At 59.5% G+C, this 20,097-nt stretch carries 22 protein-coding genes; 11 read left to right on the forward strand and 11 right to left on the reverse strand.

Translation table 11 applies throughout. From position 1 onward, the window contains the following. Entirely contained in the window at positions 1-678 is a 678-nt protein-coding gene (locus ACR3E7_RS11280) for a cell division ATP-binding protein FtsE (protein WP_170773058.1), read from the reverse strand. A gap of 183 nt (positions 679-861) precedes the next feature. On the opposite strand from ACR3E7_RS11280, the gene ACR3E7_RS11285 reads away from it, so the two are divergent. Further along, positions 862-1,803: a zinc-ribbon domain-containing protein gene (locus tag ACR3E7_RS11285; RefSeq protein ID WP_480504483.1), complete on the forward strand. Its 942-nt coding sequence runs from the start codon at positions 862-864 to the stop codon at positions 1,801-1,803. 16 nt (positions 1,804-1,819) lie between these two features. On the opposite strand, the gene ACR3E7_RS11290 is transcribed toward ACR3E7_RS11285, so the two are convergent. The 5 genes from ACR3E7_RS11290 to argH form a co-directional block, all read right to left on the reverse strand. Beyond that, positions 1,820-4,357, reverse strand: coding sequence for a TIGR02302 family protein (locus tag ACR3E7_RS11290; RefSeq protein WP_480504482.1), 2,538 nt, complete (start codon positions 4,355-4,357; stop codon positions 1,820-1,822). A gap of 40 nt (positions 4,358-4,397) precedes the next feature. Next, positions 4,398-5,663 (reverse strand): diaminopimelate decarboxylase, encoded by a 1,266-nt coding sequence (gene lysA / locus ACR3E7_RS11295; protein ID WP_480504481.1) that lies wholly within the window; start codon positions 5,661-5,663, stop codon positions 4,398-4,400. A 65-nt stretch (positions 5,664-5,728) separates the two neighbouring features. After that, complete coding sequence (locus ACR3E7_RS11300; protein ID WP_480504480.1) at positions 5,729-5,878, reverse strand: hypothetical protein; 150 nt, start codon at positions 5,876-5,878, stop codon at positions 5,729-5,731. Positions 5,879-5,954: 76 nt separating this feature from the next. Further along, positions 5,955-6,137, reverse strand: a complete 183-nt coding sequence (locus tag ACR3E7_RS11305) for an argininosuccinate lyase (RefSeq protein WP_170772579.1) — start codon at positions 6,135-6,137, stop codon at positions 5,955-5,957. Next, positions 6,137-7,525, reverse strand: a complete 1,389-nt coding sequence (gene argH, locus ACR3E7_RS11310; protein WP_480504479.1) for an argininosuccinate lyase — start codon at positions 7,523-7,525, stop codon at positions 6,137-6,139. The genes ACR3E7_RS11305 and argH overlap by 1 nt, the downstream gene beginning before the upstream one ends. A gap of 21 nt (positions 7,526-7,546) precedes the next feature. On the opposite strand from argH, the gene ACR3E7_RS11315 reads away from it, so the two are divergent. From ACR3E7_RS11315 to yddG, 9 genes are all read left to right on the forward strand, one after another. Then, a complete protein-coding gene (locus tag ACR3E7_RS11315) occupies positions 7,547-8,113 on the forward strand; it encodes a TlpA disulfide reductase family protein (protein ID WP_170789713.1) in 567 nt (188 codons plus the stop codon). A gap of 132 nt (positions 8,114-8,245) precedes the next feature. Beyond that, positions 8,246-8,632 carry a hypothetical protein gene (locus ACR3E7_RS11320; RefSeq protein WP_480504478.1) on the forward strand — a complete coding sequence of 129 codons (387 nt, stop codon included), beginning with the start codon at positions 8,246-8,248 and terminating at the stop codon, positions 8,630-8,632. Next, positions 8,629-9,600, forward strand: coding sequence for a sterol desaturase family protein (locus ACR3E7_RS11325; protein ID WP_480504477.1), 972 nt, complete (start codon positions 8,629-8,631; stop codon positions 9,598-9,600). The genes ACR3E7_RS11320 and ACR3E7_RS11325 overlap by 4 nt, the downstream gene beginning before the upstream one ends. A 91-nt stretch (positions 9,601-9,691) precedes the next feature. Further along, on the forward strand, positions 9,692-9,880 hold the full coding sequence (locus ACR3E7_RS11330; protein ID WP_170784944.1) for a hypothetical protein: 189 nt from the start codon (positions 9,692-9,694) through the stop codon (positions 9,878-9,880). 87 nt (positions 9,881-9,967) lie between these two features. Next, positions 9,968-10,801, forward strand: coding sequence for an EAL domain-containing protein (locus ACR3E7_RS11335; protein WP_480504476.1), 834 nt, complete (start codon positions 9,968-9,970; stop codon positions 10,799-10,801). 183 nt (positions 10,802-10,984) lie between these two features. Beyond that, the gene (locus ACR3E7_RS11340; RefSeq protein ID WP_170772589.1) at positions 10,985-12,160 is read left to right on the forward strand and encodes an acetyl-CoA C-acetyltransferase; all 1,176 of its coding nucleotides are present in this window, start codon (positions 10,985-10,987) and stop codon (positions 12,158-12,160) included. Positions 12,161-12,345: 185 nt separating this feature from the next. Further along, a complete protein-coding gene (gene phbB, locus ACR3E7_RS11345) occupies positions 12,346-13,068 on the forward strand; it encodes an acetoacetyl-CoA reductase (RefSeq protein ID WP_480504475.1) in 723 nt (240 codons plus the stop codon). Between the two features lie 298 nt (positions 13,069-13,366). Next, complete coding sequence (locus ACR3E7_RS11350; RefSeq protein WP_480504474.1) at positions 13,367-14,314, forward strand: transcriptional regulator GcvA; 948 nt, start codon at positions 13,367-13,369, stop codon at positions 14,312-14,314. Further along, positions 14,311-15,177 (forward strand): aromatic amino acid exporter YddG, encoded by an 867-nt coding sequence (yddG, locus tag ACR3E7_RS11355; protein ID WP_480504473.1) that lies wholly within the window; start codon positions 14,311-14,313, stop codon positions 15,175-15,177. The genes ACR3E7_RS11350 and yddG overlap by 4 nt, the downstream gene beginning before the upstream one ends. Here yddG and ACR3E7_RS11360 read toward each other — a convergent pair. From ACR3E7_RS11360 to ACR3E7_RS11370, 3 genes are all read right to left on the reverse strand, one after another. Further along, complete coding sequence (locus tag ACR3E7_RS11360) at positions 15,174-15,338, reverse strand: YdcH family protein (protein ID WP_170353553.1); 165 nt, start codon at positions 15,336-15,338, stop codon at positions 15,174-15,176. The genes yddG and ACR3E7_RS11360 overlap by 4 nt on opposite strands. A 124-nt stretch (positions 15,339-15,462) precedes the next feature. Continuing rightward, complete coding sequence (locus tag ACR3E7_RS11365; protein WP_480504472.1) at positions 15,463-16,233, reverse strand: tRNA1(Val) (adenine(37)-N6)-methyltransferase; 771 nt, start codon at positions 16,231-16,233, stop codon at positions 15,463-15,465. Then, complete coding sequence (locus tag ACR3E7_RS11370) at positions 16,230-16,445, reverse strand: putative signal transducing protein (protein ID WP_170353555.1); 216 nt, start codon at positions 16,443-16,445, stop codon at positions 16,230-16,232. Before ACR3E7_RS11370 ends, ACR3E7_RS11365 begins: the two co-directional genes overlap by 4 nt. Positions 16,446-16,501: 56 nt before the next feature. On the opposite strand from ACR3E7_RS11370, the gene ACR3E7_RS11375 reads away from it, so the two are divergent. Then, positions 16,502-17,500, forward strand: a complete 999-nt coding sequence (locus ACR3E7_RS11375) for a polyprenyl synthetase family protein (protein WP_170784952.1) — start codon at positions 16,502-16,504, stop codon at positions 17,498-17,500. Here ACR3E7_RS11375 and ACR3E7_RS11380 read toward each other — a convergent pair. Both ACR3E7_RS11380 and ACR3E7_RS11385 read right to left on the reverse strand, forming a co-directional pair. Beyond that, the gene (locus ACR3E7_RS11380) at positions 17,493-18,314 is read right to left on the reverse strand and encodes a 4-(cytidine 5'-diphospho)-2-C-methyl-D-erythritol kinase (RefSeq protein WP_480504471.1); all 822 of its coding nucleotides are present in this window, start codon (positions 18,312-18,314) and stop codon (positions 17,493-17,495) included. The two genes, ACR3E7_RS11375 and ACR3E7_RS11380, sit on opposite strands and share 8 nt — an antisense overlap. Continuing rightward, complete coding sequence (locus tag ACR3E7_RS11385) at positions 18,304-20,016, reverse strand: tetratricopeptide repeat protein (protein WP_480504470.1); 1,713 nt, start codon at positions 20,014-20,016, stop codon at positions 18,304-18,306. The genes ACR3E7_RS11380 and ACR3E7_RS11385 overlap by 11 nt, the downstream gene beginning before the upstream one ends. Positions 20,017-20,097 lie beyond the last annotated feature (81 nt).

Below are 20,097 nucleotides of genomic sequence, written 5' to 3' on the forward strand. Positions count from 1 at the left end.
TCACAGATCAGCCCCCGCCAGTTGCACGTTGCGTTGCGAAATCCGCAGAACCCGTGCCTGCACCTGGCTTTTGGCCGCCCGGATCAGGCTAAGATCATGGGTCGCGATCAACACAGTTTTGCCCATCTTGTTCAACTCGACCAGCAGCCGCAAAAGGCGCTGCGACATGTCCCAATCGACATTTCCGGTGGGTTCGTCGGCCAGAACCACATCTGGCGACAGGATAACCGCCCGTGCCAGGGCGGCGCGTTGCCGTTCGCCGCCGGACAGCTCGGGGGGCAAAGCATCCTGCCGTGCGCCCAGCCCGACCCAGTTCAGCAACTCGTCCATATCCTCTTTCTGCGCGTTTTCACCTTTGCCGGACACCATCAGTGGCAGAGCAATGTTTTCCGCCAATGTCAGGTGATCCAGAAACCGGCAATCTTGGTGGACGACCCCAATCCGCCTCCGTAACAGAGCCATCTGATCCCGATCCAATTCCGCAACATTCTGATCGCAGGCAGTCAACCGTCCCGAAGTTGGCAACAATGCGCCATAGCAGAGCTTCAGTAACGTGGTTTTGCCCGCGCCAGACGGGCCGGTCAGAAAGTGGAAGGACCCCGGTTGCAGATGCAGGGACACATCGCTCAGCAATGCGTCACCACCATAGGTATAGCTGACATTTTCCAGCTCGATCACAGGGGCCCCCAGGTTGTTCACCGCCCTTCTTGCCCGAGCGCGGTTTATGTTTCAATCTCTGCACCGGGTCGAATTGGCGACACTTGTCGTGTGAAACCGAAAACACCCTTTGCGGTCAGGTCTTAACGGAATATCATTCCTGAAAAAACTATTATCGGGCCAATATTGTGGCCAGGAGGCAGTATGCGTCTTAAATGTCCGAATTGCAGTGCCCAGTATGAGGTTCCGGACGAGGTGATCCCGGCAGAAGGCCGCGATGTGCAATGTTCGAACTGCGAAAAGACCTGGTTTCAGGCCAAGACCACCGTACCCGAACCTGACCCGGTTGTACCCGAGGTAGAGGCAAGCGAACAAGCGCCCGAGCCTCAACCGGCTTCGCGACCCGCGCCGCAGCCAGAACCCGAGCCGCAGTCTGCACAACAACCTGCGCCGCAACCAGAACCCGAGCCGCAGCCTGCACAACAACCTGCGCCGCAGCCGGAGCCCGAGGCAGCGCCACCACAGCCAGAACCAAAGCCCGCGCCGCCGCCTCAGCCGGAACAGGAACCCCAACCCACACCTCAGGCGGCGCCCGTACCTGCGGATACCCCCACAGGCAGCCATGTCGACCCATCGGTCTCCAGCATCCTCAAGGAAGAGGCCGCGCGCGAGGCCGATCTGCGGGCGCAAGAGGCAGAAAGCCTTGAAACGCAGACCGATTTGGCCCTGACCCCGCCAGAACCCAAACCTACGCCGGAGCCTGAACCTGAACCCGATCCGGAGCAGGCGATCCGCGAACTGACCGCCACCGAGGCCGCCAAAGACTCTGCGAAAAAAGAAGATTTGCCGGACGTGGAGGCCATAAATTCGAGTCTGCGCAGCGACGAACCTGTTGAGAAAAAGAAGCCCAAGAAAAAGAAGAAAGAACAGGTTCAGCCATTGCCCCGCAAGGCCCCCAGCGGCGGGTTCCGCCGCGGATTCCTGCTGATGGTCGTCATTGGCGTGATCCTGTTTCTGATCTACGGCAACGCGCAACAGATTTCCGAAGCTGTCCCTCAAGCCGATCCGGTGCTGGACAGCTATGTCTCGTTAGTTGATCAGGCGCGGCTGTGGCTACAAGCGCAGACCAGTTCAGGCGCGCAGTAAATCAGACCTTGAGAAATCAGAACCGTTCGAGCAGACGTTTGAGGTATTCAAGCTCAAGCTGCGGCCGGTCTGATTCACCGGTCCGGCGGCGGATTTCATCCAGAAGCTCGCGCGCGCGGCGATAGACGTCCTCGCCTTGAAGCATGCCTTCATCGGTCGAGATTGACCCAGACGACCCCGGACTGCGCCCCAGCGGATCGCGGTTATTGGCCTGCATATCACCGTCCTGCGTGCCTTGACCCGGTTGGTTCTGCTGGTTTTGCGCCAATGCCTCGCCCAATGAGCGCATCCCTTCGCGCAGCGCCTCCATCGCCTCGGATTGACGGTCAATCGCCTCGGCCAGATCATCGCCGCGCAGGGCCTTTTCTGCATCATCCATGGCACGACCCGCGCGGTCCAATGCGTCACGTGCGGCATCCCCTTCGGGCGTTCCGCCACCCGGCAGGTTCTGCTGTTGGCGGCCTAATTCATCGCGCAGAGCCTGTTGACGGTCCGCCAGCGATCCCTGACCCTGCTGGCCCTCGCCCGCCTGATCCGAGCCCTGACCCTGGCCGCCTTGCCCTTCATGGCTTTCGCCGCGCCCCTGACCACCGTTGCGGCCTTCATTGCCTTGGTTTTCACCAGCCTGCGCGCCCGGATTGAACTGTTCCTGCAAATCCCGGAACGCCTGATCGCTTAGTCCCTGCTGTTCGCGCAGCGTCTCGGCCAGCCCTTCCATGGCCTGTTGGCCTTCGGATTGTTGGCCCTGACCCTGTCCTTGGGTGACGCGCATGTTTTCCATCATCTGCTGGAATTCCTCCAGCGCCTGTTGGGCTTCGGCCATCCGGCCCTGTTCCATCAGCTCCTGAATACGGTCCATCATGCGTTGCAGGTCGTCCTGCGTCATTTGCATGCTTTCGCCATTCTGGCCGGACTGACGCTCTTCGCTGTCCCCTTCCTGTGCAAGGCGCTGAAGCTGACGCATGTACTCGTCCGTGGCCTCGCGCAGCTCTTGCATCAACTCCGCGATTTCCTCATCTGTCGCACCATTCTGCATCGCTTCGGTCAGGCGTTCTTGCGCGCGCCGCATCCGTTCCAGCGCATCGGCCAGCGTTCCATCTTCGATCTGCACTGCCAGATCCCAAAGGGCCTGCGCAATCTCGGCCTGCTGCTGAGGTTTCAGACCGTATTCATTGAAGGTCTCAAGCCGCCGCAATGTCACGCGCAGCCGCAAGTATGCGGTATCCGAGCGGAAGAAGCCTTCAGGAAGGTGCGAAACCGCGCGCAACAGCTGGGAGACTCGCGTTGCGTTGTCCCGCGTCCAAAGCAGATCGCGACGTTGTTCGATGATTGCCGCCGCCAGCGGGTCAAAGAACCTGCGCGCCGGCAAAGCGGTCATGTAGGGCTCAGACTGCGTTTCCTGATCAGCCGCATCGCGCGCGGTCAGGGTAATCTTGACCGGCAGATGCGCCCAAGGGTGCTCCGAGAAGTCCTCGATCAGGTCTTCGATGAAATCAGACCGGTCGCCGGTGATCGGCATCGGTAGCTCCACCGCAATCGCCTCGCGCGGTTCGGGTTCAAGCGTCAGGCCATAGCGGCGATCGACCGAGGCCAGATCAAGTTCAATCAGGGCCGAGCCGGATTCGACCCCATAATCATCCCCCGCTGCGAAAGGCAGCTTCATCCGCCCACCCGCCTCGGACTCGGCGATATCTGCCACCGCGATATGGGGCGGTGCGTCTGCGATGATATCCAGCGCCCAATCCCGGCCCGAGGGGCCGTCGATTTTCAGAACACCCGATTTATCGACAACGATTTCTTGTTCCGGATCGGTCGCGCCTTCGGTGCCCAGAGGCGTGGTGGTTTCAGTCAGGCTATGCGCGCCGACTTCTCCATAAAACCGCAAAGTAATTCGGCTTCCCTGAGGAATCGACAAGGTCGGGTCGGACTGATCGGCAAGATACAATGTCGGCAGACCGGTATAACGCGGAGGCTCGACCCAGCCTTCCCAACTCGGCCCCTGTCCTGCGACAGCGGCGCCGGGGGTCATCTCGGCCACCGTACCAATACGCCAAAACGACCCGAAGAGCGTTGCGATCACCAGCGCCAACAGGGCCGAATAGCGCAGGGCATAGGGATCACGATCCGCAAGCCGCAGGTTGGGCTTCACCGGCTCAGCCTGCGCGGCACGTGCGGCCATGCGGGATTGGTGCGCCTGCCACAACGCCACAGAATCTGCATCCATCGCACCAATGGCCTGATCGTCCATCAGAGCCTGAATCGGTCGCCCTGGCAGCGTCTCATCCAACCGCATCAGCGCCTCGGCCCGGCTGGGGATATGGAATCGCCTTGCGCCAATGACCAGCGCGCCCAACAGACTCAGTAAAGCCAGTGCGCCGACGATCCAGACGGTTTCAACCCGTACGAAATCCTGCAATCCCAGCATCAAAGCCGCCAGAATCGCCATCAGGATCGAGAAAAACGGCCAGAAAGCCCGCCAGACCTGCTCGGCCAACATCCCTGCGTGGGTCAGCCACAGGGACAGTCTAGGGATCGGCAGGGTCTGTTTAGCCATTAAGGCGGGCCTCCGTCAGCAGGCCCGCGCGCCTATCGCGTCAGAGCCATTCGGGTATGGTATCGCGGTTTATGATTTCGTCAAAGCTCGGGCGTTCACGAATTACGGCGAATTGATCTTCGTGCACCAGAACCTCGGGGATCAATGGGCGCGTGTTGTACTCACTGGCCATCACCGCACCATAGGCCCCGGCGCTGCGGAAAGCGACCAGATCACCGGCTGCAAGCGGCGGCATGTTGCGCTGTTTGGCAAAGGTGTCGCCGGTTTCGCACACGGGGCCCACAATGTCATAGGGCTGCTGTTCCACGCCCGGCGCGGGCACGGTCACGGCGACGATATCATGATGCGCCTCGTACATCGCAGGGCGGATCAGGTCGTTCATGGCCCCATCCAGGATCAGGAAATCGCGTCCCTCGCCCGATTTCACATAGATCACCTTACTGACCATCAAACCCGCATTGCCCGCGATCAGACGGCCCGGTTCGATTTCAATCTCGCAGCCCAGATGGCCCAGCGTTTTCTGGATCAAAGCTCCATATTCCACAGGTAGCGGCGGCGCGTCATTGGCACGTGTATAGGGAATGCCGAGACCGCCCCCCAGATCAAGGCGGCGGATATTATGGCCTTCGCTGCGAAGCTGCTCGGTCAGCTCGGCAACCTTGGTATAGGCCAGCTCGAACGGCTCAAGATTGGTCAGTTGTGAGCCGATATGAACGTCGATGCCAATCACATCCAGTCCCGGCAGGGTGGCGGCATGGGCATACACCTCGGACGCGCGCGCGATTGGGATGCCGAATTTGTTTTCCGACTTGCCGGTAGCGATCTTGGCGTGGGTTTTCGCGTCTACATCCGGGTTCACCCGCACGGTGATCGGCGCAATCACGCCCAAGTCCAGTGCGACCGCGTTGATCACTTCCATCTCAGGCTCGGATTCCACGTTGAACTGGCGGATGCCACCGGTCAGCGCGGTGCGAATCTCATCCGCTGTCTTGCCAACGCCCGAGAATACGATCTTGTCGCCAGGCACGCCTGCGGCCTTGGCCCGCAGATATTCCCCCCCCGACACCACATCCATCCCCGCGCCCACCTGCGCCAACGTCTTCAGAATCGCCTGATTGCTGGCCGCCTTCATCGCGTAGCAGACAAGGTGATCCATCCCGTTCAGCGCGTCATCGAACAGCTTGAAATGTCGCAGCAAGGTCGCCGTCGAATAGACATAGAACGGGGTTCCGACCGCGGCTGCGATTTCGGAGATTGGGACATCCTCGGCGAAAAGCGCGCCGTCGCGGTAGAGAAAGTGATCCATACAAGCGCGCTTAGACCAAAAGAGGTCTGCGGATCAATGGATTCCGTACACGGCTGCGCGGGCCGTTACTTGCGAACGCCGACGCCGACCCTACCATAGCCCGAAAGCGAGATACCGGACCCGCTGGATTGCGCTTCAGGCTCGGGGCGCGGTGTGTAGGACGGATCACAGGCGGCCAGGAAAAGAACGGGCAGTAACAGTGCGATGAATTTCATATTTGTCTCATGTATCTCGATCCGATCCTGCTGATCGGGTCAGGTTTGAAAGTGCCGAATAGAGATTGACGATTAATTACAGCCCCAGGAACACGCCCAGACCGCCTTTACGCAACCCGACACCAACGCCGCCATAGGTGCCGCTGCTGCCGACGCCGATATTGGCGCTCATGGTGGGTTGGATCGGCTCGCCATCCGCACCGCACCCGGCCAGCACCGCACCAGCCGAGACCAAAAGCACCACACGTAAAATCCGCATCACACCAGCGCCTTCCACCGCTTGATCTGGGCCCGCACCTGATCGGGTGCCGTGCCGCCAAAGGATTGACGCGAGTTTACCGAATTTTCGACCGTAAGGACAGAATAGACATCGTCGGTGATATCAGCGTGAACCGATTGCATGTCCTCAAGGGTCAGATCAGGCAGGTCGCAGCCCTGGGCTTCGGCCATGGCAACAAGCGATCCGGTGACGTGATGCGCATCGCGGAACGGCAGGCCCAGCACCCTTACCAGCCAGTCAGCCAGATCGGTCGCCGTCGAGAAACCTGACCCTGCCGCAGCCGCCAAACTGTCACGGTTGGCAGACATATCCTTGACCATGCCCTCCATCGCCGCCAGCGCCAGCATCCAGTTGTCGGCAGCGTCAAAGACCTGTTCCTTGTCTTCCTGCATGTCCTTGGAATAGGCCAGCGGCAAGCCCTTCATCACCATCATCAGCGCGGTGTTCGCGCCGTAGATACGGCCAACTTTGGCGCGGATCAGCTCGGCCGCATCGGGGTTTTTCTTTTGCGGCATGATCGACGAACCGGTCGAGAAGCGATCCGACAGCGTCACAAACCGGAACTGGGCCGAGGACCAGATCACCAGTTCCTCGGCAAAACGCGACAGGTGAACTGCGCAGATCGAGGCGGTGGACAGGAATTCCAAAGCAAAATCTCGGTCGCTGACCGCATCAAGAGAGTTCGCGGCTGGGCGGTCAAAGCCCAGCGCCTGGGCGGTCATGTCCCGATCGATAGGGAAAGACGTGCCCGCAAGCGCAGCAGCGCCCAAGGGAGATTCGTTCATCCGCGCGCGGGCGTCACGGACACGGGAGAGGTCGCGGCCAAACATCTCGACATAAGCCATCATGTGATGACCCCATGTGACGGGCTGCGCCGTTTGCAAGTGGGTAAATCCGGGCATGACCCAATCGGCCCCAGCCTCGGCCTGTGTCAACAACGCCCGGATCAGCGCCAGCAGGCCGGTTTCGGCCGCATCGAACTGATCACGCACCCACAGTTTAAAATCAGTCGCGACCTGATCGTTTCGCGAACGCCCTGTGTGCAAACGACCCGCGGGCTCTCCGATCACCGCTTTCAGGCGCGCCTCGACATTCATATGGATGTCTTCCAGCGCCGTCGAAAACTGAAACGAACCGGACTGGATTTCTGACAAGACTGTGAGCAGCCCTTCCCGAATAGCCTGCGCATCACTATCACTTATGACGCCTGTGGCCGCTAACATGGCGGCATGGGCGCGCGAGCCTGCGATGTCCTGGGCTGCCATCCGCTGATCGAACCCGATCGAGGCATTGATTGCCTCCATGATCGCGTCTGGACCGGCGGCAAAGCGGCCGCCCCACATCTGGTTCGAGGATTGATCGGTCATGTAAGAAAACCCGGAGTTGATATGCGCCTATTTCGTCTGATCCCCCTTTATATGGCCCTTGCGCTGGGTGCAAATGCGGCTTTGGCCGCAGATATAGAAACTCTTAAGCCATTGCGCGAAGGCACGTTGAAACGGCTGATCCTGCACAAAGAGCCCAAGCCCAAGGCCACTGTTGAGTTTCAGTTGGAAGATGACGGCGGTACAGCGACACTGGCCGATTACAAAGGCAAATATGTTCTGGTGAACTTTTGGGCCACGTGGTGTGCGCCTTGCCGAAAGGAAATGCCCCAGATCGCTGAGCTTCAGGAAGAGTTCGGCGGCGACAAGTTCGAGGTTGTGACACTTGCCACTGGCCGTAACTCACCTGCCGGTATCAAGAAGTTCTTCGACGAAACCGGTATCGACAACTTGCCCCGCCATCAGGATCCCGGTTCGGCTGTGGCGCGGGAATTCGGCGTGATTGCCCTGCCGATTACTGTGATCCTTGATCCCAACGGAGACGAGATTGCCCGTCTGATCGGCGATGCCGAATGGAACTCGGACAGTGCCAAGGCGATTGTCGGCGCATTGGTGGGCGGCGAAAGCTGATCGCAGTCGACTTTAAAAATGCAGTAACCGGTCCGTGCCTCGCGGGCCGGTCGTTTTCTGCGAAAGGCTTACGCAACGCCACCTTTGACACTGCCGCAGCCGACTTGCACTCTGTCCTGCGGGAGGATGGTCATGCCGCTTGGAATATTGCTGGTTCTGGTGATCGGGGGGATCGCGGGGATCACCTTGATGATGCATCTTGCGGGCAAGTCTCGTGTCACGCAGCTAACCCCGGACGTCGCAAAAGCCGCTTGGTTGCGACATGTACCCGGCGACGAGGTTGTTGATGTAACAATCACCAATGACGGCCATACGGCTTTGATCCGCACACCTGCGGGCAACGGTCTTGTTTGGTCTTTCGGAGCCGACACGGTCGCGCGACACCTTCTGGATTTCGATTGGCTGGACCACCCCAAAGGGTTCGAGGTCCGCTTTCACGACTTCGGCACGCCCCGCGTCCTGATCCACCTCGATGACACCGAGCGCCAGCACTGGCACAACCTGATGGAGCCCGCATGACCGACCAAGTCACCTTTCCGGATGCCGTTCAGTGGGCCGTCCCCTTTTTCATCGCTGCGATTCTGGCCGAGTTTCTTTGGATAGCCGTCAAAGGCAAAGGTGGCCGGTACGAGACACGCGATGCTGTAACCTCGTTGATCATGGGCGCGGGGAATATCGCTTCGGGCCTGCTGCTGGGGTTCATCGCCTATGCGTTCTTCATGTGGCTGTGGCAGATCACTCCGTTGGATCTGGGCACCTCGATCCCCGTCATCGTCCTGTGTTTTGTGTTGGATGACCTGCGGTATTACTGGGTGCATCGGTTCGGCCATCGCATCCGCTGGGTCTGGGCCAGCCATGTGAACCACCACAGCTCGCAGCATTACAACCTGACGACCGCGCTGCGACAGACCTGGACCTATACCTTCACTTTCATGATGGTCGTGCGCGCACCCTTGATATTGTTGGGGTTCCACCCGGCCATGGTTCTGTTCGTGGGCGGTCTGAACCTGATCTATCAGTTCTGGATCCACACCGAAGCCATCGGCAAGATGCCCCGCTGGTTCGAGGCGGTGATGAACACCCCCAGCCACCACCGCGCCCATCATGGCCGCAATGCGCGCTACTTGGACTGCAACTATGCCGGTGTCTTCATCATCTGGGACAAGATGTTCGGGACCTTCGTCCCCGAGCAGGAGGATGACCGCGTAGATTTCGGACTGGTCCACAATATCGGCACATTCAATCCGTTGCGCGTGGCGTTTCACGAATGGGTCGGGATCTGGCGCGATGCCTCGCAACCGGGCCTGACCCTACGCCAGCGTCTGGCCTATTGCTTTGCCCCACCGGGGTATAGCCACGATGGAAGCCGGGACAACTCCCAACAGATCAAAGCCAAGCACATCGCCCTGCACCCCGAAGATCGCGGAACGCCCGGATTCGAGCATTTCCGGGCCGACCTGCCCAAATCGCAGGCAGAACAGGCTTAAATCCGCCGATCCACACGGTTTCGTTTCTTGAATACCGATCCGAGCGGTCCATATCACATTGATACGCAGCCGCTTAACCCGGAGATCTGATATGACCCGCATCACGACCCTTTCGACCTTTCTGGGATTGGCGGGTCTGGTCGTGGCCATGTTGTCCGCGCTCAGCGGCGGTGCAGCGCCTCTTATCGCGTTTGGTTTCATTATGATGGCTCTGGGATTTGCAGGCGCAGTCATCGGGGCGGCGATTACGGTCGGTCGTGCCTGGGAGGTTGCTCGTTAGTCGGCAATCGCACCCTCATTAACCTCAAATTCACAAGTTTCGTCTGAAATCCAACCTTGACCTAAAGCGACAAAAGGCAAGGCAATCATGGCGGACAAACACCTGGCAGATTTGCCCGAAGGGTCGGACAGCCCTTTGGACGCGGCTGTGACATCGCGCGATGCCTCAACGGTTCAAATGGCCTCGGACGCCGTGAAGCACAGACAATGCAAGCTGGCCTTTCAGCCGGTGATGCAGGCCGACGCGCCGCACGGCGTCGCCTTCTACGAAGGGTTCATCCGGGTACTGGACGAAACCGGCCGGGTAATTCCCGCGCGAGATTTCATGCCACAGTTGGAAAACACGCCTATCGGTCGGGAACTGGACTGTATTGCCTTAGAGATGGGGTTGCGCACACTGGCCCGACACCCCGATATCCGCCTGTCCATCAACATGTCCGCGCGCTCGATCGGCTTCGCGCGATGGTCCCGCGTGCTGGAGCGGTTCTTGAAGAAAGACACCAGCATCGGCGACCGCCTGATCCTTGAGATTTCGGAAAGCTCGGCGATGACCCTGCCCGATCTGGTGATGGATTTCATGGATCGGATGCAACCGCGCGGTATTGCCTTTGCGCTGGACGACTTCGGCGCCAGCAATTTCAGTTTCCGCCATTTCCGAGAGTTTCTGTTCGATGCCGCCAAGATCGACGGCCAGTTCGTACGCGGCATTGCCGCCAACCGGGACAATCAGGCCCTGGTCCGCGCCCTGATCGCCGTCGCCCGCGAGTTTGAGATTCTTGTCACTGCCGAATCGGTCGAAAGGAAAGAAGACGCAGAGTTTCTTGTCGCAAATGGCGTCGATTGCCTTCAGGGTTTCTTGTTCGGCGCACCCAGCGTATCGGCGCCATGGACAGCAAAGAACATTGAACAATCAGCGGGTTGACCCGCGCGGCATTACCCAACTTCGGCCTGAGACAAGCTGACCGTTGCTGCATGTGCAGCATTGCGCTATTCCATGGACAGTTGGAGCGGGGGATCATGAGGCGCTCTGAATCGATAAGGGCCTTTCCCTATCGCCTGCGCCGTCACGTTTCCCACAGAACCTTGACGGTAAAGGATTGTCTTAATGACCAACGTAGTAATCGCATCCGCAGCACGCACAGGCGTCGGCAGTTTTGGTGGCTCGTTCGCAAACACACCCGCGCATGATTTGGGTACCGCCGTTCTCGAAGCCGTCGTCGAACGCGCTGGGATCGAAAAGGGTGAGGTCAGCGAGACCATCATGGGCCAGGTTCTGACTGCGGCACAGGGTCAGAACCCAGCGCGTCAGGCGCATATCAATGCGGGTCTTCCACAGGAAAGCGCGGCCTGGGGGATCAACCAAGTCTGCGGTTCGGGCCTGCGCGCGGTTGCACTGGGTGCGCAGCATATCCAACTGGGCGATGCGGAAATCGTCGCTGCTGGTGGTCAGGAAAACATGACCATGTCTCCTCACGCTGCCGCGCTGCGCGCCGGTCACAAGATGGGTGACATGAAATATATCGACACCATGATCCGCGATGGTTTGTGGGATGCGTTCAACGGCTACCACATGGGTCAGACAGCCGAGAACGTAGCCGAGAAATGGCAGATCAGCCGCGATATGCAGGATGAATTTGCCGTCGCCAGCCAAAACAAGGCCGAAGCCGCACAAAAAGCTGGTAAGTTCGCAGATGAGATCACGCCCTTCACCATCAAAACCCGCAAGGGCGACATCGTGATGGACAGCGACGAATATATCCGGCACGGCGCAACGATGGAGGCGATGGCCAAGCTGCGCCCCGCTTTCACCAAGGATGGCTCGGTCACGGCGGCCAACGCATCCGGCCTCAATGATGGCGCAGCGGCGACCCTTTTGATGTCGGCAGAAAACGCCGAGAAGCGTGGGATTGAACCTCTGGCCCGGATCGCCTCCTATGCGACGGCGGGCCTGGACCCGTCGATCATGGGCGTTGGCCCGATCTATGCCTCGCGCAAAGCGCTGGAAAAAGCGGGCTGGTCAGTCGACGACCTGGATTTGATTGAGGCCAACGAAGCCTTCGCTGCGCAAGCTTGCGCCGTGAACAAGGACATGGGTTGGGACCCGTCGATCGTAAACGTGAACGGAGGCGCAATTGCCATCGGCCACCCGATCGGCGCCTCGGGCTGCCGCGTTCTGAACACGCTTCTGTTCGAAATGAAACGCCGCGACGCGAAGAAGGGTCTGGCGACCCTTTGCATCGGCGGCGGCATGGGCGTCGCCCTCTGCGTGGAGCGCGACTAAGCTATTAAGCACTGAACATAGAAAGGGCGCCCCGCAGGCGCCCTTTTTTGTTACATTGGGGCTGACCCAAAGATGCGACGATATTGCCCTATGGGTTTCGATGATTCTCGACGAAACAATATTGCGCAAGACCACCTATCAAAGTAACAGCATTACCAAGACGACTTAAATTGGAGGAAGCCTAAATGGCACGTACAGCACTCGTCACCGGCGGTTCCCGCGGCATCGGCGCAGCAATTTCCAAGGCGCTGAAAGCCGAAGGGTACAATGTTGCAGCCACCTATGCCGGAAACGACGAAGCGGCCGCAAAATTCACCGAGGAAACCGGCATCGCCACATATAAGTGGAACGTGGCTGATTATGACGAATCCAAAGCGGGTATCGAAAAGGTTGAGGCCGAGCTTGGCCCCATCGACATCGTGGTCGCCAACGCGGGCATCACCCGCGACGCTCCGTTCCACAAGATGACCCCGGAACAGTGGCATCAGGTGATCGACACCAACCTGACCGGCGTGTTCAACACCGTCCACCCCGTCTGGCCCGGCATGCGCGAGCGCAAGTTCGGCCGCATCATCGTCATCAGCTCGATCAATGGTCAGAAAGGTCAGTTCGCACAGGTGAACTATGCCGCGACCAAGGCCGGTGATCTGGGCATCGTGAAGTCGCTGGCACAGGAAGGCGCGCGGGCTGGTATCACCGCAAACGCCATCTGCCCCGGCTACATCGCAACCGAGATGGTCATGGCTGTGCCTGAAAAGGTACGCGAGTCGATCATCGGCCAAATCCCGGCGGGACGTCTGGGTGAGCCCGAAGAAATCGCACGCTGCGTGGCCTTCCTGGCATCGGACGATTCGCAATTCATCAATGGCTCGACCATTTCGGCCAACGGTGCGCAGTTCTTCGTCTGATCCCAAATTCAGAATCAAAAAAGGGCTGGTCACTATGACCGGCCCTTTTTTATCCCGTAAGAACGCGCGCGCTGCGCTCAGCGGGAACCAAATAGCCACTTCACCAAGTCACCGATCGCGCGGGACCGTTCGAAATGGGCACGCCGAAAGGCGCGGGCGACAGAGGGGCTGGAGGTAGCCTCGATCACGACAAGTATCCTTTCAGTTCAGCTTTGTTTGACTTGAGATCAATATGAGGCTTATTTTCTAGAGCGACAAACGAGCTTTTTTCTGATCTCAATTAAGAATTTCTTGCCCTATGAGCGACTACCTTCCGCCGCTGACCGCCTTGCGCGCCTTTAATGCCGCCGCCCGTCACATGTCCTTTGCCAAGGCTGCTGAGGAACTGCATGTCACGCCCGCAGCCCTGTCCTTTCAGATTAAGTCGTTGGAGGAACATCTGGGACGCCCCCTGTTTCGTCGCCTCAATCGGGCGGTGGAATTGACAGAGGCTGGGCGCGCCTTAGCCCCTGGCGCGGCAGACGGGTTCGCCACATTGCAAGCCGCGTGGCAGGCCGCCCGGCGGCAAGGGAATGATACCAGTCTGACCGTTACGGCGGGCCCGGCGTTGACGGCCAAATGGCTAGCTCCCCGACTATATGACTTTGCCCGGGCGCATCCTGAGATCGACCTGAAGTTCTCGGCCACATTACGTAACATGGACCTCGAACGGGACGATGTGGATGTGGCGATCCGCTTTGGCTATGGCGGGGATGAGGGCCTGTATTCCGTGCCCGTCCGCAAGGAATGGCTGACCCCGGTGATGACCCCGGATTTGGCCGAACAATTCCCAACGCCTGAAAGCCTGCGGGAGGCGCCATTGATCTTTGACGACTCGATTGCGTTTCTGCGGCCCCCGTCTGACTGGCCCACCTGGTTTCGGGCCGTCGGGGTAGACTTCAACCCACAGCACGGCGCGCATTTTTCCAACGCGGATCATGCGATTGACGCGGCAGTTGCCGGAGTGGGCGTCGTGCTCGGTCGAAGGGCTATGATTATCAAGGATCTGGCAGAGGGCCGGTTGGTCGCCCCCTTCAAGGTCGCAATCGAGACCATGGGACGATTCCGGTTCCTGTGTCTGAAAGGGGCCGAAAGCAGACCTCAGATTGCGGCATTCCGCGATTGGTTCATGTCCGAGATTGAAAAGACTGCGCACTTATCGGATGAGTTCGAAATCATTCCTGTGGAAGAGGTACCCGCACCGTGACAAGAACGCACGCAACAGGAATCGGTTTTGTCGCCGTCCTGCTTTGGGCCCTGCTGGCCCTCTTTACGGTTGGGTCCGCGCCCACGCCGCCTTTGCTGCTGAACGCCCTATGCTTTTCCATCGGGGGGACGCTGGGATTGGTTTGGACATGGGCCACAGGCGGGTTGAGTCAGCTTCGAGAAATCCCCTGGACCACCTATCTGTTCGGGACAATCGGTCTTTTTGGCTATCATGCGCTGTATTTCTCGGCTTTGCGAATGGCCCCTGCTGCAGAGGCCGGGCTGATCGCCTATCTGTGGCCTCTGCTGATTGTTCTGCTCTCGGGGCTCTTGCCCGGAGAACATCTGCGGATCGGCCATTTGATCGGAGCCTGTCTGGGTTTCGCCGGGGCCGCCGTGATCATCGCGGGTGGGGGTAGCAGCGGTTTCCAGGCCGAACATTTGCCTGGCTATGCACTGGCACTGCTGTGCGCGCTGACATGGTCGGGCTATTCCGTGCTGTCGCGTCGTCTGGGCGACACGCCAACCAGTTCGGTCGCTGTGTTCTGTGTGGCCACGGCCGTTGCCTCGGGCCTTTTGCACATCGCCATTGAAGAGACAGTCTGGCCAGAAACCATTCTGAGCTGGGGATCGGTCATAGCTCTTGGGCTGGGGCCCGTTGGCTTGGCGTTTTATGTCTGGGATATCGGGGTCAAGCAGGGAGACATTCAAATTCTGGGCACGTCATCTTACGCGGCCCCGCTTCTGTCTACACTTGTTCTGGTGGTCGCCGGGATCGCCGCCCCAAGCTGGGGTCTGGCGATCGCGGCCGTTTTAATCACTGGCGGCGCCTTAATTGCCGCCCGGGCCAGTATGCGCCGTTAACTCGACAATCGCTCAATCTCTTCCTTGAGCCTTAGCTTCTGTTTTTTGAGCTGAGCAATGTGAAGGTCGTCGATACCAGGCGAGCGTTGTGCTTGTTCAACTTCAAGACCGAGGTTTTCGTGCTTTTTCTTAAGTTCGGTCAGGTGTGCGCTCACGCTCATGGCGGTACTCCTCTGTTGATGTCTGAGTTTCACGTAAGAAGTTGAGCACATCGTTTCCACCCTGTCACGCTGCGGGTGCATAGAAAATATAACAAATCCGACAAAATCGGCTGGTTAATGCCTGTCAGCTGGAAAATCCGGGCAAGCCAGCCCCTTCGCGCAATACGGCCGAAACTGGCGGAGTGTAACTGTCACCGTCTACCTCATGGCGCTCACCTGAATGGAGAACCAGCGGGGCATGCAGTTGAAACGCGGCTTTTCCGCCCTTTCTAGCCCTCAGAATAACCAGTTCAGCACGTCGACCAACACGGGCGGATAATGGCAATACTTCGACAGACCCCAAGCACCCCTCGCAGGCGGCCAGCATATCTGGTAACCGGTCCGCTTTCTGAATCATGTGCAGATAACCCCGGGGGGCAAGGCGTTTGGCCGCAGTCTCGATCCAAAGGTTCAACGGCGTGTTTTCACCCAATGCGGCGCTACGGCCTTCATCCGCCGCAGGGCTGTGCGCTCCGGCCCGATAATAGGGCGGGTTCGCAATAACGTGATCGAACTGGCGCTGTTTGAGATCGGACGGCAAAGCGGTCAGATCAGCCTCAAAAACCTCAAGCGTGGTGCCGTTCTCAGCGGCATTCCGACGCGCCAGATCAGCATAAGCAGGCTGCAATTCGACCCCCACAGCCTGCAGGTCTGGCACCCGCGCCAGCAGGCATAAAACGGCGGCCCCAGCACCACACCCCAATTCCAGAACCGTCTGGCCGGGCATTGAGGGTACAGATGCGGCCAAAAAAACAGGGTCCACGCCTGCGCGATACCCCTTACGGGGTTGCCGCAGGCGCACACGTCCTCCCAAAAAGTCATTTCGGGTCAGGTCGGCGTCAGCAAACAGTGTCATCGACCCAAAGGGATATCATTGTCGTGCATGACACGTTCGGCGCGGGTCAGGTCATCCGCGCGCACCATCAAGCGGCGAGGGAAGATTCCGATACCACCTTCGAGGATGCTCATATTTACGTCCATCTGAAAGCAGTCTATATCCTCGCCCTCAAGAAGAGCGGATGCAAAGGCCAGAATCGTCGGATCAGTGCTGCGCAAAAGTTCTTTCATGGGGATGGATGTAAGGGCAAGCCGACTGGGATGTCGAGCCTTGTATCAAGGGTGTGATGAATATCGACACGGTCACAAAACCGCATGAGCGTTTGGCGGAAATCCTGACGGGCGAGATGGGCGCGGTCAATGAGTTGATCCGCACGCGCATGGCGTCAGAACACGCGCCGCGCATTCCCGAAGTCACCGCGCATCTGGTCGAAGCAGGCGGCAAACGCCTGCGCCCGATGCTGACCTTGGCGGCGGCGCGGCTGTTTGGTTATGCCGGAGATCACCACGTGCGTCTGGCCGCGACGGTCGAGTTTATTCACACCGCAACCCTGCTGCATGATGATGTGGTCGACGAAAGTGCCCAGCGGCGCGGGCGGCCTACTGCGAACCTTCTGTGGGACAACAAATCCAGCGTTCTGGTCGGTGATTACCTGTTCTCCCGCAGCTTTCAGTTGATGGTTGAGACAGGATCGCTGCGGGTCCTGGATATCCTGGCCAATGCCTCGGCCACGATTGCCGAAGGCGAAGTGCTGCAAATGACCGCCGCGACCGATCTGGGCACGACCGAGGCGATTTACCTGCAGGTTGTGCGCGGTAAGACGGCGGCGCTGTTCTCGGCCGCGACCGAGGTGGGTGGCGTAATTTCCGGCGCAACCGAGGAACAGGTCAAGGCGCTTTATGACTATGGCGACGCGCTGGGGATTGCGTTCCAGATTGCGGATGATCTGCTGGATTACCAAGGCGACAGCGCAGCCACAGGTAAGAATGTGGGCGATGATTTCCGCGAGCGTAAGCTGACCCTGCCAGTGATCAAAGCTGTGGCACAGGCCACGCCCGACGAACACGCCTTCTGGGAGCGCACCATTGGGCGCGGTCGTCAGGAAGAGGGCGATCTGGACCATGCCCTTGGCCTAATGGCCAAGTACAGTACGCTTGAAGCGACGCGAGCGGATGCCTTTGGCTGGGCGAACAAGGCCAAAGAATCGCTGGACGCCCTGCCCGACCACGAGATCCGCACGCTGTTGCGTGATTTGGCCGACTACGTGGTTTCGCGCCTCAATTAAGCTGAGTCGCGCGGCACCACCAATTTGGATGGGCTGCGCCAATCTCATAAGCGGCGAAATGCGCGTCTTTCATCGTGGGGTAAAGCGCAAAACAGGTCGAACCCGACCCTGACATGCGGGCCATAAGGGCCCCTTTGGTGCCATCAAGTTCATCCAAAACGCGGGCGACTTCGGGAGCCAAGCCCGTTGTTGGCGGTTCAAGGTCGTTGCGTTGATCCCGCAACCAATCGGCGCAGAGCTCGACAGTCTCAAATTCAGGGATCTCTGCGGGCATTGGCAGGTTGTCGCGGCTTTCCAATGCCGCGAACACGCGCCCGGTGGGGACTTCGACGCAAGGGTTAACCAACAGGGCTGGCAGAGAAGGCATCGAAGCGGGTGTCAGATCGCCCCCAATGCCCCGCATCCGCATGGCCTGAGCCGCGACGCAGACCGGGATATCGGCCCCCAGCGACAAGGCCACGTCGGGCGAGACTGTCCTGCCCTGCTTTGCCGCCATCCGAAGCGTCGCCGCCGCGTCCGAGGACCCGCCCCCAATGCCGCCTCCATGCGGCAGCACCTTGTTCAGGTCGATATGCCCGGTCCAGCCCGCTGCCTGTGCGGCCTTCCAGACCAGATTGCGGTTGTCCGTGGGAACGCCATCGGCGTGTTCACCCGTCACAGCAATCGACAAATCGTTGCCCGGGGTGAACTGCAGGCTGTCGCCCACATCGGCAAAGACCACCAGCGAATCCAGCAGGTGATAACCATCCGCTCGGCGGCCAGTCACATGCAGGGTCAGGTTGATCTTGGCAGGGGCAAATGCCTCAGCCTTCATTGGCGACCTTCAGCGGCTCGGCCCCTTCTTCGACAAGAACCGCGTCCAGCCCGATTTCCAGCTTGCGGCGTATGCGATCCGGGTCAGCCTCACCATCGGTGTCTTCGGGGTCGATGAAGGACAGGGCGCGTTTCCACTGGAACTCAGCCTCGCGCGCGCGGCCAACAGCCCAGTAAACATCGCCCAAATGGTCGTTGACCACCGGATCAACCGGCATCAGCTCGACCGCGCGTTCCATATGGCCCACGGCTTCGTCATAGCGGCCTAGACGGAACAGAACCCAGCCCAGGCTGTCAACGATATAGCCACTGTCCGGGCGGGCTGCCACGGCGCGTTCGATCATGTCCAGCGCCTCATCCAGCTTTTCCTGCCGCTCGACCAGCGAATAGCCCAGATAGTTCAGCACCTGCGGGTGATCCGGGTTCAGTTCCAACGCGCGGCGGAAGTCGGCCTCGGCCTGATCCCATTGCTTGAGACGCTCATGCGAGATGCCTCGGGCGTAGTGCAGGAACCAATTGCTGCCCGCACCTTCCTCGATCAGTTCGATGGCCTTGTCATATGTCTGAACGGCCTCAGCGTAATCCTCTTGCCGCCGCTGCAAATCAGCCAATGCCACATGCACGCTGGGCAAATCCGGGCTTTGCGCGGCGAGGGATTGCAACACTTCGGCCGCGGCATCGGTTTTGCCTGCCCGGCTTAGAACCTCGGCCCGACCCAGTTCGGCGGCATGGTAGTCGCTGCTGTCAGCGGGAACCCGGCTATAAGCTTGAACCGCCAGATCATATTGCTCCAACGCATCCAACAGTTCAGCCGTCAGCAAGATCGCGTCGACATGGTCTGTGCGCAGGAACGCGGCGACCTGCGCATATAGCAGTACATAGGTTTGGGCGGCTTCGCTGCTAAGCGCGGCACCGACGGAAAAGAACACCTCGGCCATGCCATCCTGCGGGGTACGGACATGGGTAAATGGCAAGGTCTCGCCCGCGGCCAATCGCGCCTCATACCCTTCGATGGACGGATCGCTTCCGGCGGCAAACACTGTGCTGAGGAAAAGCAACGCATCTTCGTTGCGGTCCAATTGCGACAATACTTCGGTTCGGGCCAACGCGGCACGGCGGGTGAACCGCGCGACCGCATCGTTATCCGCCGAAAAGATCGCCTCGGCCCCTTCGAAGTCCCCGACTGAAGCCAGCGCCAGTGCCTTGTGGTACATCGCGAATTCGCGCAGGCCTTCCTGGGTCGAGACCCGGTCGAACTGTTCCATCGCGTTGGTCATCGCGCCCTGACCCATATGGGCCCAACCCATCATCAGACCATCGACCAGCGGCCCAACACCCTGCGTTTCCGGGTCGCGCTCCAGGAATTCGTCCAACGCGCCATCTGCGACCATATTGGCAGCGATCACCATGCGCGCCGCCTGGCTAGGCATGCCACGCTCCTCTATCGCCTCAGCGACAGGCAGGGCACGCTTGATCTCGCCCAGCGACAAGCGGGCCACGACCACGCTTTCAAGAAGTTGGTTATTTTCGGGATCAGCCTGCAGCGCTTCGGAATAATACTGCTCGGCCGCCGCGTAATCGCTTTGGAAAATTGCCTGACGCCCGGCAAGATACGCCCCGGACCCCGTGTCTGCGAGTGACGGAATGGCAAAGGTAGAAGTAAACAGCACAGCCAGTGCTGCGCGACGTAAACGGGATGCCACCGAAATCCTGCCTTGCTATTGTTGACTGCCACACAAGCTAGGGCTTCGGTCGGAAAGAGGCAATGGCCACGCCTTCACGAC

Source organism: Ruegeria sp. BK1, assembly GCF_056535645.1.

Coding starts and splice junctions, on each gene's coding strand:
- ACR3E7_RS11330 (WP_170784944.1), top strand. CDS start 9,692: ATGACCCGCATCACGACCCTTTCGACCTTTCTGGGATTGGCGGGTCTG.
- ACR3E7_RS11350 (WP_480504474.1), top strand. CDS start 13,367: ATGAGCGACTACCTTCCGCCGCTGACCGCCTTGCGCGCCTTTAATGCC.
- ACR3E7_RS11300 (WP_480504480.1), bottom strand. CDS start 5,878: ATGAAATTCATCGCACTGTTACTGCCCGTTCTTTTCCTGGCCGCCTGT.
- ACR3E7_RS11370 (WP_170353555.1), bottom strand. CDS start 16,445: ATGAAAGAACTTTTGCGCAGCACTGATCCGACGATTCTGGCCTTTGCA.
- phbB (WP_480504475.1), top strand. CDS start 12,346: ATGGCACGTACAGCACTCGTCACCGGCGGTTCCCGCGGCATCGGCGCA.
- ACR3E7_RS11285 (WP_480504483.1), top strand. CDS start 862: ATGCGTCTTAAATGTCCGAATTGCAGTGCCCAGTATGAGGTTCCGGAC.
- ACR3E7_RS11315 (WP_170789713.1), top strand. CDS start 7,547: ATGCGCCTATTTCGTCTGATCCCCCTTTATATGGCCCTTGCGCTGGGT.
- ACR3E7_RS11335 (WP_480504476.1), top strand. CDS start 9,968: ATGGCGGACAAACACCTGGCAGATTTGCCCGAAGGGTCGGACAGCCCT.
- ACR3E7_RS11305 (WP_170772579.1), bottom strand. CDS start 6,137: ATGCGGATTTTACGTGTGGTGCTTTTGGTCTCGGCTGGTGCGGTGCTG.
- lysA (WP_480504481.1), bottom strand. CDS start 5,663: ATGGATCACTTTCTCTACCGCGACGGCGCGCTTTTCGCCGAGGATGTC.
- ACR3E7_RS11380 (WP_480504471.1), bottom strand. CDS start 18,314: ATGAAGGCTGAGGCATTTGCCCCTGCCAAGATCAACCTGACCCTGCAT.
- ACR3E7_RS11375 (WP_170784952.1), top strand. CDS start 16,502: ATGAATATCGACACGGTCACAAAACCGCATGAGCGTTTGGCGGAAATC.
- ACR3E7_RS11340 (WP_170772589.1), top strand. CDS start 10,985: ATGACCAACGTAGTAATCGCATCCGCAGCACGCACAGGCGTCGGCAGT.
- ACR3E7_RS11360 (WP_170353553.1), bottom strand. CDS start 15,338: ATGAGCGTGAGCGCACACCTGACCGAACTTAAGAAAAAGCACGAAAAC.
- ACR3E7_RS11290 (WP_480504482.1), bottom strand. CDS start 4,357: ATGGCTAAACAGACCCTGCCGATCCCTAGACTGTCCCTGTGGCTGACC.
- ACR3E7_RS11325 (WP_480504477.1), top strand. CDS start 8,629: ATGACCGACCAAGTCACCTTTCCGGATGCCGTTCAGTGGGCCGTCCCC.
- argH (WP_480504479.1), bottom strand. CDS start 7,525: ATGACCGATCAATCCTCGAACCAGATGTGGGGCGGCCGCTTTGCCGCC.
- ACR3E7_RS11320 (WP_480504478.1), top strand. CDS start 8,246: ATGCCGCTTGGAATATTGCTGGTTCTGGTGATCGGGGGGATCGCGGGG.
- ACR3E7_RS11365 (WP_480504472.1), bottom strand. CDS start 16,233: ATGACACTGTTTGCTGACGCCGACCTGACCCGAAATGACTTTTTGGGA.